This window comes from Variovorax sp. NFACC27 (assembly GCF_048301545.1).
GTDB classification, from domain to species: Bacteria; Pseudomonadota; Gammaproteobacteria; order Burkholderiales; family Burkholderiaceae_C; genus Variovorax; species Variovorax gossypii.
Window position 1 is genome coordinate 349,257 of sequence record NZ_CP157613.1, and the last position, 15,025, is coordinate 364,281.

The following is a 15,025-nucleotide window of genomic DNA, read 5'->3' on the forward strand; positions in this document are numbered from 1 at the left end:
AGGAGAAGGATGAATGGAGCTGCGAGACATACCAGCTTTCCTGCGCAAACAAGAGGTGGTGGCGGAGTCGCTGCCAGACGCGTCCGGGGAAGCGCTCGAGTCGACCGATGGTGATAGCGCCTCGGACGAATTCATGGTCGGTGGCGATCTGGTTCTGGATTCGGAGCTTCCGGGAGCTCAGGCGACGACAGATGACACACCCCTGACGTCGGATCGCATCCTGTTTCCCGGTGACCGGGGGGAGTTGCGAGGAGAGACGAGGCGTGCGCTCGTCGCGCTCTTGGCAGGGCCGAGCGTGGACGGCGAACGCCAACCCAAGTTGTGGCTGGTGCTCAAGCGGGACGAGGCGGTACTTCGGTCACGCCTGTGCGACATGTTCCTCGAACTCACTCTCGATGATGAGAGCCAGGTCGCCTTCGTTCGCCAGGTTCCTCAGCACGGAGAAACCGACATTCCGATCCTGCTGCGGCGTCAACCTTTGACCTTCCTCCAGTCTGCCGGGCTGTTGATCCTGCGGGCCGCCTTGGCGAGCGCTTCAGCGGCGGGCCAGCGCGCTGTGATCGGAGGTGCCGAGCTCATCGCTGACCTGGGGGCATACGAGGACCCCAGCAAAAGCGACAAGGCCCGCTTCTCCAAGCAGTGCGCCGCGGTCGTCGAAGCACTCAAGAAAGTCAGCATTCTTCGGCCCATTCCAGGAAGCTCGGACCGGTTCGAGGTTTCGCCAACGCTGGCGTTGCTGCTGCCGGCCGAACAGCTGGAAGCGCTCACCAAGACTTATGAGCGACTTCGACTGGAGTGGGAGGCGCGCAGATGAGCACGATCGACAAAGTCCTGCAGCAGTTAGAGACGCCGGTCCAGGAGTCCCCGGAGTCCTTAGATGCGACGACAGCGCAAACTCTCGTGGAGCAGGAGCGAAGCAGGCAATTTCGACTCAGCCGCGTCCAGCTAAAGGACTGGGGGACGTACCACGGCCTGCTGACCTTGGACGTGCCGGAGAAGGGGCAGCTCTTTGTTGGCCACTCCGGGTCCGGAAAATCCACCATCTTCGATGCCCATTCGGTATTGCTGACACCGCCGCAGCGTCTGCGCCTCAATCAAGCGTCGCGCGACTCGGGCAAGACGGCCGATGATCGATCGGTGTTGAACTACGTCCGTGGAGTCTGGGGGACCGCCCAAGGCGAGGATGGACGCGGGGTTGCAAAAGTCCTACGAGCCAACACCACCTGGTCTGCGATCGCAGAGGTCTACCGCAACAAGGTGGGCAAGGTGGTGACACTTGTGCATCTGTACTGGGTCCGAGGTGCCAGCAATGACCTGCATCGCCGCTACTTGGTCGCGGAGCGCGAGTTTGACATTCACGAACTCAATTTCTTCGCCGATTCCGATTTCGACACCACACGGCTGCATCGCACATTGAAGTCCGCCGGCGTGGAGCCCTATGAGGCCTTTTCGCGCTATATGGCGGCATTCACAAGGTCGCTGAACATCCGGGACGACATGGCTCTTCTGCTGCTGCACAAGACACAGTCAACGAAGAGCGTGGACAGCATTACCGCGTTCCTTCGCGAATTCATGCTCGACGAGCCAGGTACCTTCGGGGTCGCCAAGGATGTCGTCAATCAATTCCAGAAGCTCAGCGAAGCCCATACGGACTGGGTGACTGCCACGGAGCAACGTGATGTCCTCATGCCAGCACGCGAGGCCCACCGGCGGCTGGAATCGCTACGGCTGGAAGAGAGTCAGTGTAGGGAAATTGCAGCCGGCGTTCAACTCTTCGCGGTGCCACTGGGCATCGAGGTTCATGATCAGGCGATAGCGCAAGCCCGCCCGACCCTGGAGGCAAAGCGTTCGCTGCTGAAGTCAAGGGCAACTGCATTACAGGCGGCGGAGGGGCATCATTCAGAGTCGATTCGACAGGAAGCCTTAGGCGGCGGCGATGACCTGCGGCGCTTGAGCGAGAACCTGGAGCAGGCAAAAACGCTGAGCAAGGACGCAACACTGCAGCGCCAGAGCCTCAAACAGGCCTGCGGCATCTTGAAACGCCCGATTCCAGTAACGGAAGAAGAATTCGCCCAGCTCCAGTCTGAAGCGGTAGAAGCTGTGGGCATCGGTCTCAGACTCGATACCAGCCGCTTCCAGGAGGCTGTGGGAGTCAAGGCCATATGGCAACCATTGCAGGTCTCAGTCCAAGGCCAACTGGCAGCGCTGGCAAGGGCTCCTCGCTCCAATGTGCCGGTAGAGCAGCAGGATATCCGGAGCATGCTGGCGCAAGCACTCGATGTCGACGACGAGACTTTCCCGTTCGCCGCCGAGTTGTTGTCAGTGAAGGCGCAGGACAAGCAATGGCAAGGCGCTCTGGAAAGACTCGTCGGTGGCTTTGGCATCACGATGCTCGTCCCCTCGGACTTGTTCGACGAAGTGCGGCGCCTTGTTGATCGAAAGCGCTTGAAGAGCCGACTGACCTATCGACCCGTGCGTCCCGTGATTGAGTCGATTCGCGCTCGCCTGCCGGCCAATGCAGCTGGCAAGATTGATGTTGCCGATCACGAATTCAATCGCTGGCTGGCGAACGAGGTCCATCGCCAGTTTGACTACGCCTGCGTCGAATCGCCGGACGAGATGGACGCTTACCCGCGGGCGCTGACCTTGAATGGACAGATCAAGCGGGCAGGTGAAAATTACCTGAAGGATGACCGCTGGGCGCTCACTGACAAGACGCGATGGGTGCTTGGCACCGACACCACCGCTCGGGCGGAGGCGTTGCATCAGCAACTGCTGGACATCAACCAAAAATTGGGGGCTGCGCAAGTTGCCATCGATGAACATGAGATCGCGGCCAAAGAGTCGGGGCATCGTCTTCAGGCATTCGTGGCAATCAGTGGACTGTTCTGGCACGCCATGGACGAGGCCCGTGCGCGCCAGGCCATCCTCGATGTTGAGTTGAAGATCGAGTCTCTGAAACAAGGCAGCCCGCAACTTGAGCAATTGCAGGCTGCGGTGACGAAGGCTCTCGACGAGCAAAAGAGCGCTCGAGAGAGTTGGGCAGAACAGCACAGCATTGTCAGTAACGCGGAGAAGCAACTCGAAAGATGGACGTTGGAGCGCGAGAGGCTCGGAACTTTGCCTGTCGTCGAACTCACTCCCACTCAACGGCAAGCCGTCGATGAGATGCGAGGCCGCCGGAGCCATGAAAGCACGCCGGAAAACTACGATCGCGAACTGGCCTGGCTCAGGGAACAAGCAAACGGGGCCATCAGCAAGAATGAGTCTGCTCAGACGGAGCAGAAAGCCGGGATCATCAAGGCACTCGCGGTGTTTTGCGCGAGAACCGAATGGACTGCTGCGACAAAAGGGCACGATCCTGTCCTCGACAGCTTCGACTTCTTCGATCAACACCTCACCAACCTGCTCATGGAAGGCGTCTCCCGCACCTGGGAGCGCTTCCTCGAGGAACTGCAGGAGCACAACAGCCATCAACTCACCCTGCTTACGCAGAGTTTGACCAGCGAACGCGCCGACATGGCCAAGCGCCTTCTGGCAGTCAACAACAGTCTCAAGCACACGGCATACAACGAAGGGACGCACCTGTTCCTGCATCGGGTCGACTGCGAGTCCGAGGATTCGAAGACATTTCGCCGGGAACTGGCTGTTGCGATGAACGAAGTCATCAACGTAGACGGTCCCGAAGGCGCAAAAACACGTTTCGCGCGCCTGCGCAAAATTGCCGAGCGCCTGGGCAGTGACAAGTCCGAGGACATCCGATGGCGAACGCGTGTCCTTGATGTTCGCCAGCATGTGCAGTTCGACGCCCATGAAATCATCGACGGGACCGACCAGGTGGAGCAGGTCTATAGCGGAAGCGATGGCAAGTCTGGCGGGCAGAAGCAAAAGCTGGCTGCGACCTGCATGGCCGCGGCCTTGCGTTATCAGCTTGCGAATCCTGGTGGGACCGTCCCCCAGTTTGCAACGGTCGTGGTCGACGAGGCATTCGATCGCTCAGACCCGGACTTCACCGAGGCGGCGCTGAACGTTTTTCGCAAACTCGGGTTTCAGATCATTGTCGCGACTCCCGGAAAGATGGTGCAGACCATCGAGCCCTATGTGGGCGGTGCCGTGTGGGTCTATGCCAAGCGCGGCGACCGGTCAAATGCGGTGCCGCTTCGCTACGATGAGACTTCTGGCCGAGTCGACTACAGCCCGATGGCTGTGCACAAAGCGAGGATAGATGATGCTCTTGCCACCTGATGTCCGCTCGTGGGCGAGTCAGCGTTTGTCCAACCAACGGCGCACCTGGATCGATGGCGGCGGCACATGGCCACTGATTCGAGGTCTGGAACCACCCAAAGGGGCCGACATCCGGGGGGGACTCGACGCGGTTACAAAATGGACCTCTGCCTGGCAGGCGACACGCCTGCCGCCGGGCGTACGGCTGGAGCGTGCAACCTTTCTGATGCGGGGCATCGGCAGCCAGACCATGCCTGTCCGGATCGAGTTCGACTCCCCGCGTGCGGTTGCGGATTTCGCCGGTGCCGTTGACGCATGGGATGGCGTCCAGAGGCGCAGAGCTGCGCTCATGACACGCTGGCCGCAGTTGACGCCCGCATCCGGGCTTGGTCGTCTCTACGATTGGTTGAGCAAGGCCGACAATGCCGATGTAGAGCGTCTCATTGCCGCAACGACGTGGATCATGGCCAATCCACGCAGTGGCTTGTACCTGCGGCAATTGCCTGTGACTGGTGTCGACACGAAGTGGATCGAAGGTGGACAGCGACGCGCGATTGCCGTGCTTGTTGGCCTGCTTCGAGGTGATGCAAGTGTCGGTGACGAAGCGGAAAAAGACTTCCTGCGCCTGTGTGGTTTGCGTGCACCTGCCAATCGCGTTCGAGTCATGGTGTTGGACCCCGAACTGCGGCGCATTGTCGGCAATGTGCGAGATCTCTCCGCGCCAGTGACCGAGTTGTCGGTGATCCCTTGGGCGCCGCGTAAGACGCTGTTTCTCGAGAACGCGATCTCGGCGCTCAGCTTGCCGGACCTGGAGGCAACAGTCGCAGTTGTTGGCCTTGGTGGCGCCGTGTCAGTGTCTGCAGAGATTTCCTGGATTCACCGTACCGCTACTTTCTACTGGGGCGACATCGATACGGACGGACTCAAGATTCTCACCTTGGCGAGGGCCGCCTTTCCAGGTATCCGATCTGTGCTGATGGATAGTGATACCTTGCACCGCTACCAGTCCAGATGGGTGCCTGAAGCCGATGCGAATCACCAGGCAGACAGAGCATTGCTGTCGCCCGAGGAGCTGGCGTTGTATGAGGCGCTTCTGACCAACGAATGGAAGGGATGGAGAGAGAAGCGCGGGGTTCGTCTGGAGCAGGAACGCCTAGATTGGTCCCACGTCGAAAATGAGCTGCGCGGGCTTATTGGGCAGGACACGTCATCCCGTCCCTCGGCACATATGACATTGTCTGTGGACCTAGTCGAGTACCGCGGATAGCTTCAGGAACTCGTTCCTGTGGCCGCATTGCCCACGCCGTATTAGCTTCCAGTCATCCATTCTGAGCCGACGGGTTCAAGTGCTTGTCAGATATGAAGATATATCGAGCGAGCAGGTTCGTACGTGGCCTCGATACCCAGCTTCTCGAAAAAATCATCCGCAAAAGCAACGGCTGATCTCACCGACCATTCGGCACAACCCGCCCCGAGAAGCTTGTCGGGATAAAAAGGGTTGCCCGGTCCTGCAAGCGGGTTCTCGTCGAACTTGCCCTTCAGACGCTTTTCGAATTTGTGGACGTGCCGAGGCTGTACTCCTCCACTGCTGATGATCGTCTCAGGTTCGAAATGAATTAGGGCATTCCGAAGCTCGGTCAGAAGCTTGACGTCCTGGTAGGGGCGGGCACTTTGGTCCATGGACGGACTTGCGTTGAGCTCCAGAGCGATTTCGTACTTTCCCAGTATCGGATAGCTCGCGGTGCGTGGAATCCCTTTCGTCCACATGCGTCCGAGCAGCTCCTTTGAAGCAACCGCATGCACCCGCGGCCTGGGGGGATCTTCGGCGCAGTCCGCGAAGAGTTCGTTGACCGTCGCTTCAAGGAATGCAGTTGACATGATGACTGCTGATACTGCAAACGCGTTGTGCTGACGGCGCCCGGGACTGTCAAATGGAGTCGTCCCAGCGGTCGCTTCGAGAGCACGGCATTGGCTCGCGAAGAGTGCTGCTGCAGAAAGATGCGCTATTGAAAGATAGTGACGAAACTCGATGGAAATGGACATCCTGGTGGCTCCGTAGCTCTCAGCCTTGGTTCATCTCACTGAGGGATGCTCCTGCAAGAACTTGGATACAGCGTTCCGAATCGAATCTCGCGTTACCCTTCTGCCAGCGAGCCATCTTTGCCGTAAATGCGTTTGCCTTCAACCAATGCTCGCCAAGCAGCCCTTGCCGGCAAAGTCAAGGCTGCATCGGCAAGTCGACTTTCTCCATGGCGCTTCAATTCTGCAAGCGACACATATGCTTCAATTCGCATTTCTTCGGCCCCCAACGCGAAAATCTGCCCTTTGTAGGAGTCGAAGCTGTCGCGCAAAGCACAGAGCACAAAGCTGTCTAGCGATGAATCAAACTCCTTCAGTGTTTTGAATATCGGCTGACAATAGCCTTTCGCTAAGTTTGGAAGATTCCACAGGATGATGTAGCTCGCGCACGTCTCAAGTAGCCTTCCATTCTGCGCAGCTTTCAGACAGTTCTCCGCGAATACGTTCTGAAGTGACTTCCCCTTTGACGATGGATACCGGAGCGAGCTCTTGCTCGTTGCACCGAGAGAGCTCACGGCAATGACATGCATCGCGATGCTGAGGCACGCATCGTCCTTGACAATAGCTTCAGCGATCAAGGCTTCCTGCCCGGTGCCGGCCGTCTCGACCAACGAGCTGATAGCGCGTACAGCCGCGGTGTCTGCCCTGAAGTGACCTCGTGCCGTTGCAATGTCGCCTCTCGCATCTATCAGTCTTGCGATCGAGAGACAAAGATCGAGGAGGTCGGTAACTCCTTTGCCCTCAAGGGAGGCCGCGACATCGCCCAAGCTCTCTAGGAACGCAAGTCCATTCTCAGAAGTCAACGCGGATTCAATCTCTCCTCGTTTGCTCGGGTGATGAAGATATTGACGCGCCGCGACGAAGCTGACATCTGCAGCACCCGTGCTGAGCTGGAGTGCGACCAAAAGCCTTGCCGGGTCGGCGATATGCCCCTTCACTCCGGAGATCTGGCCGGAAACAAAAGCCTCTTCGGCATTGGCGGTCAAAGGAAATAGCCGGTGGACCAGTCGCTTGACGGCTGCGGGTGAGTTGCACTTCTCATACGCTTCTTCGCGTTTTACGCGGCCGTTCTTGATGATGTTCTTGCTATCGCTGTGCACACCGAGATCGGATGGAAGGCGACCGACAAAAAGGCTCGGCTGCTTCTTGAGCAGCTCGAAAACTGGTGAGGCCTTCACCATCAAAGTTGCTAGGCCCACGATGTCCGAAAGGACCACTTCGCCGCGCAGCTCCGGCTCAATTACGCGCACTGTATTGAAGACGCGGGTCACATCCCTGGGCTGCTCGAGAAGTTCTCTGAGCCCAGAGAAGTAGAGCATGGCGATTCGATCTTCGGAGTCCGGGAAATGGCTTGCGGACGCCTCCGGATGCAACGTTTCCAATGCCTCGTTCACGAGATCTCTGCGCGAAGAGAGGGACATTCCCGGCAGAGGCATCCTGAGTTGCACAACCTTGTCCAGATAGCTCTCGGCTTGTGGCACGGATGCACTTTTCAGTGCTCGCCCCACGTAGGCTGGGTCAAGGGCTATGACATAGCCGACGTTCGGCAGGCCACCGACTGCCTTGATGATGCGAATCATCTCGAAGACTTCCTGCGGGTACAGCCTGTCGATGTCGTCCACAAAGACGACAATCGGTTGGGCCAGCTTCCTCAGCGACTCTTCGACCTTGTTCTTCTGCACTTCAATGTCGGGCGTTTTGTACTCGGAAATATCATCCGTTGCCTCGCCCACTGCAACGACGACAGACTTGATGATGGAAGCCCACGGCTCCGCGCCAGGGATGAACTTCATGACGTCGAATGCCTTGGCGTACGTCTTCAGCTCCTTGGCGGCCTTCTTGCCATTCTTGGCGTGGTCAGTGAGCTTTGCTGCTGTAGCGATCTTGGAAAGAAATTGTCTAAGCAGCGCGTCACGATCACCGATCAGCCACGGGTTGAAATGCACGACAACGGGCTTGTCCGCCTTGCCGCCTTGTTCCAGCAGTTCCTCGATCATCGCGAGTGCCGAGGTCTTTCCGCTTCCCCAGGCACCCTCGATGGAGAGCACAAAGCCGGTATTGGAGGTAATGCGACGCAGCGCCTCCGCCGCGGACTTTGCGAATCCAACTCGGCCGAACTTGTCCAGGCGAAGCGCGTTACCTGCTCGCAGGGGAAGGTCCAAACCAATGCTGATGCCGTTCGAATCTTCGGTTTTCGAGGTATTTTTGGATGACAAAGTGGTTGATCCTGGTCGTGAAACTTATCGAAAAGTACAGCGCTGGCCCTTTCGACCACAGCATGCAACTGGCCATTCTCAGCAGAACGGTGTCGCGTACCTCTCATACTGTCGGTAGTTTTACTTCAGCCTCTGGCCGAGCCGGGTACAAGGGGATCTTCAGAGGCGAATGAGCATGCAGCTCATGCGTAGAGGTTGCACTCCGCGGACAGGCATTGGGCGGCCTCTCGTGCCAGTGGAGGTCAATTAGGCAGAGGGTGCTTCATCCGAAGGCATCAATAGTCGTCCATCGACAAGGCTCCCCTTCGAATGCGGTCGCCAGCACGGCAGTGCGCGGCGATGTAGCGTATGTCGTTCAGCTCCGGGATCAAATGGATTCCGCCGGCGACGATCGATGGGCCTACGAGATTGATCTCCATGCCAAACAGGCCATTTGATCTCAGTCGCCATATGCCTTCCTCACGCATTCGCTTCATCTGGGATGAGTGCAACCAGAAGCGCGAAAGCTCTGCGTGGTCGAAGTCATGAATGGACAGTGCACCTTTGCGGCGGCGTTCTCGGCCTTCGCTGGCTGCGAGTCGCTCGGAAAAAGCCAGGAAGTCTCGATCGACGGCGTTACTTGCATCGGGATCGTCACCGCGTTCAAAGCTCTGAGGGTCACAGCTCCCGCGCAGCCCGTGCAAGATGACGAACACGCAGTACCGATGATCACCTGTACTGAGGAAGTCCAGCTCCTCGCCAGCCATGCTGGCAAAAGCACCACTGGCGTCAAGTAACACACTCTTGACCTGGACTTCATTGCGCAGCGGAGCTTCCCCCTTGAATCGGGTCCGAGCGATATTCGTCACCATCAGGTCAATGCCGACGTCTGGAGAGACCTTCTGGGCTTCATATCCGTAGAGAAAGAACAGGCTGCAGATATGGTGCTCGGCGAAGGCTCCCTGATAGAAGCTTTCACAGTTATTTTGATCTATTGGCATCGACGTGGATCGTGAATTTGCTTGAAATTGACTTGTAGCTGCCGCTCTTACTCCACGCTCGCATCTTTTTCCGGCGCGATCACCAAGCGGCCAAAAGAAGGCAGCTCGAATGGATATCCCGATCCGCTTCGTGCTCAGCCCCTAGATGCAGGGTGAGGCTCTAGTCGGGCTCGGTGCGGAGACGGCAAGATCGAATCAGTTACGCGGCGAGGCGCTCCGCAATCTCGCGCGCACCCAGGCCTCGCACTCCTGCCAGGCTTTCGAGCTGTGCCGCCCGCGGGCGGGCCTTGCCTTGCTCCCAGTGGTAGATCGTCTGCCCAGAGACGCCAACCAGTTGGCCATAGCTTGCCGCGGAAAGGCCAAGCTTTGAACGGTGCGCTGCCAGCCTGGCAGCGCTGAACCGGCGCTTCGTGCCGGTTTCGTCCTCTTCCGAAGCTATGGCCGCAGTGGAGCGCGTCGTACCCTTCATAGCGCGTCGCAGTTCTTTCTCGAGGGCGCTCACCTGGCGGCGCAGTTCGGCGATCGATGCACGATGCGCGACCGAGGCCTTCTTGAGCGTTTCGATTTCAGCTCGCACTTCCTTGCGAGCGACGCGCGATATTTCGGCTTTGAGTATGGAAGCGATGTTTGGCATGGATGGATTCTGCTACGGACTAGGCGCGTTGCCAGCAGGAGGCTTTCCCTTGGCTGAAAGCTGGTTTGGGTGAAGGCAAGATCAAATGGGCAGACTGCGTGGTCAGGAGGTGGGCCATGCGTGACGTGACGGTCGAGCTCAAGGCATTGCGCCTGCACGGCATGGCCGCTGCCTGGTGTGGGCTGCTGCCGGTCTCATAGACACCGACCTAAGCTTTTTGAGCTTTCTCGAACTCTACCGGACTGACGTAGCAGAGCGTCGAATGACGGCGCGTCGGGTTGTAGAACCGCTCGATGTAGTCGAACACGTCGGCGCGGGCCTGTTCTCTGGACCGATAAACCTTTCTGGCTGTGCGCTCAGTCTTCAGTGAACTGAAGAAGCTCTCCATGGCCGAGTTGTCCCAGACCTCACCCGCGCGGCTCATGCTGCAGGTGATGTCTTGCTCCTTCAGCAGCTCCTGGAAGTGCTAGCTGGTGTATTGGCTTCCTTGGTCGGAGTGATGCAGCAACGCAAAGTGTCGGAGCCTCAGCTCCGGCATGCCTCACCGGAATCCAGAAGCAGTCGAAAGGGCTCCCATCCACCTGGTGGGTCCCATTCGGCATTGCCAAAAATCTGACCATCTTGAATTCTCTGCACGATGACGCCATCGACTCCAAGTCCGGACTTCCTCCACAGGAGCTGGCCGGTTTCGTCGAAGCGCAACAACTCTGAGGCTGAGGCAACCAGGACTGAGGAACCAAGTTCCAATGATTCAAGATCGCTCGAAGTGAATAGGCAGCCAAAGTAGCCATCGAGCGAGTGCGATGCCAAGTCGCCTGTCTTGGGCGAGAACACGGCGACTTGCTCACCATAGCCGATGTAGATCAGTACGCCAACGCGGCGCACCTCCTGAAAACAGGAATACCCAACGCCTGGGAACAAGTCAACTCGCCATCTGGCCTCTGACCCAAGGCTGATCCCAACAACCGCAACGGCGGATGCTGTTGAGTCGGAGGAGCCGCCCAACACAAAGCGATCAGCGTCGCGCCAGTCGCTGACATCTTCGGCAGTGATAAAGGTTGCCCGCATGTTCATTGCTTCCTAGTCTACCGGGGGCGTACTCGATGAGCTGTCAAGTCGAGTCGCCCGAACGCCTACGCCGAGATGGCCAATCAGTCTGGTCGAAGCGGCTCATATGCTGCCGGAACAACATTCCAGATAGCTGAACCACGGGAGCGGGTGGTCAGCAGTCCGATCAGCAACCCCTCGATATCGAGTATGCGAATGTTGGCCGGGCTGTTAACGCCAGGGCCAAGGCCGTTGTATGAACCAGGAAAGACATATTGCGCCTCGATAACGCCAAAGTCGCATTCCGAGTGCTTGAGCAACGGCTGCTCGACGTCCAGAAACTGGTAGTTGGTCTCGCCGCAGCACACGGATCGCGCCGGATGGACACCGCTAGAGGCACAGAGCCGCAATGCCGCCCCAAAGACTGCTATCGGCGGGCAACCGGTTCTGGTTAGCCTCCTCCCTCATATTGGGGATGTCGCGGCCGAGCCACCCTGCTATAAATTCCATGCCCCCTGGCACTAGTTGCAGCAGGAGAACTCTGTGAATGCATCACCGCCCGAGCTTGTCGTCATGGTCAGTCCCGACGCGGCTGCGGCTGCCCGGATGGAAATTGGAGCCAGGTCGGCGGGCGGACGTCTTCAGGGCATTCAGCTCCGCGCGCTGGCAACGAGTGCGACGTTCGCCCTTGAGCGAATTGAACGGGCACAAGAGCCAGCCGCGCTCGGAAGGTTGCGCGAAGCCCGGACGCCGTTTTTTTGTGGCACGGTTCAAGGACGCACGCCTGACTCAGCAATGGAGGAGGTCGCTTCCCTTCCCGGGGTCGTTGCAGTTTACTGGAAGCCTGGTGTCGAGAACCCTCTTGCGCCACGGTCGCTAGTCGACGAAGAGCCGCAGCTTGGCTTGCCGGGCGAACGTCCTGCTGATTTCACCAAACGCCAGAAGTATCTGGCGCCAGCGCCTGACGGTATCGGCATCCATAGTGCATGGCAGAAGCCGGGCGGAAAGGGTGAAGGCGTCCACGTGATTGATATCGAGGGCGGCTGGCGATTCACCCATAGTGACCTGTTGGTGAACTCGGGCGGCTTGTTGGCAGGCACGCAGTATCCCGAAGTCGAATGGCGCGACCATGGGACTGCAGTGCTCGGACAGATTGGTGGCGACGCGGATGAGTACGGGGTATCGGGCATCTCACCCAGCGCCCGCCTTTCTGGCGTCTCTCATGGTTCGCTGGGTTCTGCCCGGGCCATCGCCACGGCGGCAGAAAAACTGGCTGCGGGCGATGTACTACTCCTCGAGATGCATCGACCTGGCCCATTGCACGGGTACCAGACGCGCGACGACCAAGACGGCTACATCGCGGTGGAATGGTGGCCGGACGATCTCGTGGAGATTCGCCTCGCGGTCGCACGCGGCATCATTGTCGTGGAGGCCGCGGGAAACGGCGGGCAGGACTTCGATGCCCCGCTCTATGACACTCCCCACGCGAGCTTTCCTAGCGGCTGGAAGAACCCTCTCGACGGGGCCGATGACTCGGGTGCGATCTTGGTTGGCGCGGGCGCCCCGCCCGGCGGCAAGCACGGCCCATCGCGTTCGCGACTCAATTTCTCGAATTTCGGAGCCCGCATTGACTGCCAAGGCTGGGGGCGTAGCGTCGTGACATGTGGCTACGGCGACGACTACAAGGACGCGTCGGATCCGTATGACGAGGACTACTGGTACAGCCGCACGTTTAGCGGAACGTCGAGTGCGTCTCCCATTGTTGCAGGAGCAATTGCGTGCCTCTCGGGTATCGCCAAGGCCCATGGGCGTGTGCTGCAACCCCTGGAAGTGCGGGAAGCGCTGCGTAAGACAGGAAGTCTCCAGCAATCGTCGCCATCCTCGCCGGTCAATCAACGCATCGGCAACCTGCCCGACCTCCAGGCACTCATCACTGAGCTCAAGTTGTAGAAGGCAGGCGGGGCGTCCCGCCGTACCCGGACTGCTTATTGGGCGTGCCCTTTGACTGGAGGAACTTAAATGATCAGTGCAACAGCTTTACTGCGCCGAGCTCTCTCCGCCACAGTGGCACTTCTCGCTGGCGCTCTCCTGACCGGGTGTGCCACCGTGCCGGACGTTTCTGTCAGCTACCGCCCGGTGAAGTGGGCAGTGGCCGTCACCGTGGTGCACACCCTGACATGCAATCGCGACAACAACCTGGCCGCCATCCAGCGCGGCGCAACGTTTCTGCCGATCTACTCTGCCGCACCGAGCAACCCGGCCTACCGGATTCAACTAAAGGACCTGAACCGCTTTTATGCAGACTCGGACATAACGTTTGGGTTCACCGACGATGGCCGGCTCAAGTCGATCAACCAAGCGACGATGGGCCAAGGCGAGACGGTGGTGAAGAGCGCCATCGCGGCGGTGGCAGCCATTTCAGCCGTGCCAGCCGCGGCGCCGGCTACGGCACCTCCAGCAGCCGGCGTCCAGCTGTTTCGGAACAACGTGCCGCAGGGGGAAGTGAAAGAGGCGCAACCTTCCCGCGTCTGTGCAATCATCCGCAACAACAGCATCGTCGCGCCTGACCAGTTGCCCCAGGTCTCTCTAGTTCAAACTGCGGTACTTCACGCTGGCGCCATGAACGCTCCAGCCGTGCCCTCCAAGGACCAGGAGAAGCTGCTTCAGGAGCTCAAGGTGGCACGCCTCGACCTCTCGGCTAGGGTTGGCGCCACTCTTGGGACTGAGGAACTGCAGCCGATCTCGAACCTTAGGAAGGTCTGATCAAGTCGTAAATTGGCTTGATGGCGAGCGCGCGTATTTGGTCGTTGCGCTCACAGGCTCGTCTCACCGAGCATCCCATGCGTTTGAGAGGCCCTGCGGCCCTTCATGCCGTCTGCAGACGCACCTGTCCCAGCATCGCGATCAGTTTCTTCCTGGCCATCCACAGGTTCGACAGTGCAAACAGCGTGATCACATGCGCCGTGTTCTTGGCCAGCCCCCTGAACCTCACCTTCGCCAAGCCGAACTGCCGCTTGATCACCCGGAACGGATGCTCCACCTTTGCCCGGATGCTGGCCTTCTGGTATTCCTGCTTGCGCGCTCTGGCTTTGGCTCGGCCCTCGGGCATCTTCGCCATGTCGCTGGGCCTGCCTGCAATGTGCCACTGCACGCTGCGCTTCACCCGACTCTGTGCTCCGCGATAGCCCGAGTCTGCCCACACCTCGCTCTCCTTGCCGTGCAGCAGGTCGCTCACCTGCTCCACGTCTGCCTCGTTGGCGGCCGTGGTCGTCACCGTGTGCACCAGCCCCGAGTCCGCGTCCACGCCGATGTGCGCCTTCATCCCGAAGTGCCACTGGTTGCCCTTCTTCGTCTGGTGCATCTCCGGATCTCGCTCGCCGCTCTCGTTCTTTGTCGAACTGGGCGCCGCGATGATCGTGGCGTCCACGATGGAGCCTCTCTTCAGAAGCAGCCCCTTCCTGGCCAGGTGGGCGTTGACCTGCTTGAAGATGTCCTCCGCCAGATCGCTGGCCTCCAGCAAGTGGCGGAAGTTCAGGATCGTCGTCTCATCGGGAATCGACTCCATGCCCAGGCCTGCGAACGTGCGCAGCGAGGTGATCTCGTACAGGGCTTCCTCCATCGCCGGATCGCTCAACGCGAACCAGTTCTGCATCAAGTGCACACGAAGCATCGCTTCGAGCGGATACGGTCGGCGTCCTCGCCCCGCCACCGGGTAGTGTGGTTCGATGACTTTGAGTAGCGCCTTCCAAGGCACGACCAGTTCCATCTCGGCAAGGAAGACTTCCCGGCGCGTCTTCTTCCTCTTGCCTGCATGCTCGGCATCCGAAAAACTGATCTGGCTCATC

At 59.2% G+C, this 15,025-nt stretch carries 12 protein-coding genes and 1 pseudogene; 5 read left to right on the plus strand and 8 right to left on the minus strand.

Annotated elements, in window-relative coordinates; genetic code table 11:
* Positions 1 to 13: 13 nt before the first annotated feature.
* Genes ABL840_RS01640 through ABL840_RS01650 form a run of 3 tightly spaced genes read left to right on the plus strand, consistent with a single transcriptional unit; the run spans position 14 to position 5,491 of the window.
* Positions 14 to 814, plus strand: a complete 801-nt coding sequence (locus ABL840_RS01640) for a DUF4194 domain-containing protein (protein WP_418116171.1) — start codon at positions 14 to 16, stop codon at positions 812 to 814.
* Entirely contained in the window at positions 811 to 4,245 is a 3,435-nt protein-coding gene (locus tag ABL840_RS01645; protein ID WP_093308020.1) for an ATP-binding protein, read from the plus strand. The genes ABL840_RS01640 and ABL840_RS01645 overlap by 4 nt, the downstream gene beginning before the upstream one ends.
* Complete coding sequence (locus tag ABL840_RS01650; protein WP_093308021.1) at positions 4,226 to 5,491, plus strand: DUF3322 and DUF2220 domain-containing protein; 1,266 nt, start codon at positions 4,226 to 4,228, stop codon at positions 5,489 to 5,491. Before ABL840_RS01645 ends, ABL840_RS01650 begins: the two co-directional genes overlap by 20 nt.
* An 86-nt stretch (positions 5,492 to 5,577) precedes the next feature.
* On the opposite strand, the gene ABL840_RS01655 is transcribed toward ABL840_RS01650, so the two are convergent.
* The 7 genes and pseudogenes from ABL840_RS01655 to ABL840_RS01685 all read right to left on the minus strand — a co-directional run bounded on the left by ABL840_RS01655 (position 5,578) and on the right by ABL840_RS01685 (position 11,500).
* The gene (locus ABL840_RS01655; RefSeq protein ID WP_093308023.1) at positions 5,578 to 6,267 is read right to left on the minus strand and encodes a hypothetical protein; all 690 of its coding nucleotides are present in this window, start codon (positions 6,265 to 6,267) and stop codon (positions 5,578 to 5,580) included.
* Positions 6,268 to 6,359: 92 nt separating this feature from the next.
* Positions 6,360 to 8,519, minus strand: a complete 2,160-nt coding sequence (locus ABL840_RS01660) for a KAP family P-loop NTPase fold protein (RefSeq protein ID WP_093308024.1) — start codon at positions 8,517 to 8,519, stop codon at positions 6,360 to 6,362.
* Positions 8,520 to 8,794: 275 nt separating this feature from the next.
* Entirely contained in the window at positions 8,795 to 9,499 is a 705-nt protein-coding gene (locus tag ABL840_RS01665) for a hypothetical protein (protein WP_093308026.1), read from the minus strand.
* 199 nt (positions 9,500 to 9,698) lie between these two features.
* Positions 9,699 to 10,133 (minus strand): helix-turn-helix domain-containing protein, encoded by a 435-nt coding sequence (locus ABL840_RS01670; RefSeq protein ID WP_093308027.1) that lies wholly within the window; start codon positions 10,131 to 10,133, stop codon positions 9,699 to 9,701.
* 208 nt (positions 10,134 to 10,341) lie between these two features.
* A pseudogene (locus ABL840_RS01675) lies at positions 10,342 to 10,644 on the minus strand (IS3 family transposase); the annotation flags it as partial.
* A gap of 14 nt (positions 10,645 to 10,658) precedes the next feature.
* Positions 10,659 to 11,201, minus strand: coding sequence for a hypothetical protein (locus tag ABL840_RS01680; protein WP_103893655.1), 543 nt, complete (start codon positions 11,199 to 11,201; stop codon positions 10,659 to 10,661).
* Between the two features lie 83 nt (positions 11,202 to 11,284).
* On the minus strand, positions 11,285 to 11,500 hold the full coding sequence (locus ABL840_RS01685; RefSeq protein WP_143094007.1) for a hypothetical protein: 216 nt from the start codon (positions 11,498 to 11,500) through the stop codon (positions 11,285 to 11,287).
* A 223-nt stretch (positions 11,501 to 11,723) separates the two neighbouring features.
* Here ABL840_RS01685 and ABL840_RS01690 point away from each other — a divergent pair, with 223 nt between their 5' ends.
* Together ABL840_RS01690 and ABL840_RS01695 are read left to right on the plus strand one after the other, a co-directional pair.
* Positions 11,724 to 13,130, plus strand: a complete 1,407-nt coding sequence (locus ABL840_RS01690; protein ID WP_143043066.1) for a S8 family serine peptidase — start codon at positions 11,724 to 11,726, stop codon at positions 13,128 to 13,130.
* A 69-nt stretch (positions 13,131 to 13,199) separates the two neighbouring features.
* Positions 13,200 to 13,943 carry a hypothetical protein gene (locus ABL840_RS01695; protein ID WP_093308032.1) on the plus strand — a complete coding sequence of 248 codons (744 nt, stop codon included), beginning with the start codon at positions 13,200 to 13,202 and terminating at the stop codon, positions 13,941 to 13,943.
* A gap of 103 nt (positions 13,944 to 14,046) precedes the next feature.
* Here the strand turns inward: ABL840_RS01695 and ABL840_RS01700 are convergent, their stop codons facing one another.
* Positions 14,047 to 15,024 carry an IS5 family transposase gene (locus ABL840_RS01700; protein ID WP_418115967.1) on the minus strand — a complete coding sequence of 326 codons (978 nt, stop codon included), beginning with the start codon at positions 15,022 to 15,024 and terminating at the stop codon, positions 14,047 to 14,049.
* Position 15,025: the final 1 nt, after the last annotated feature.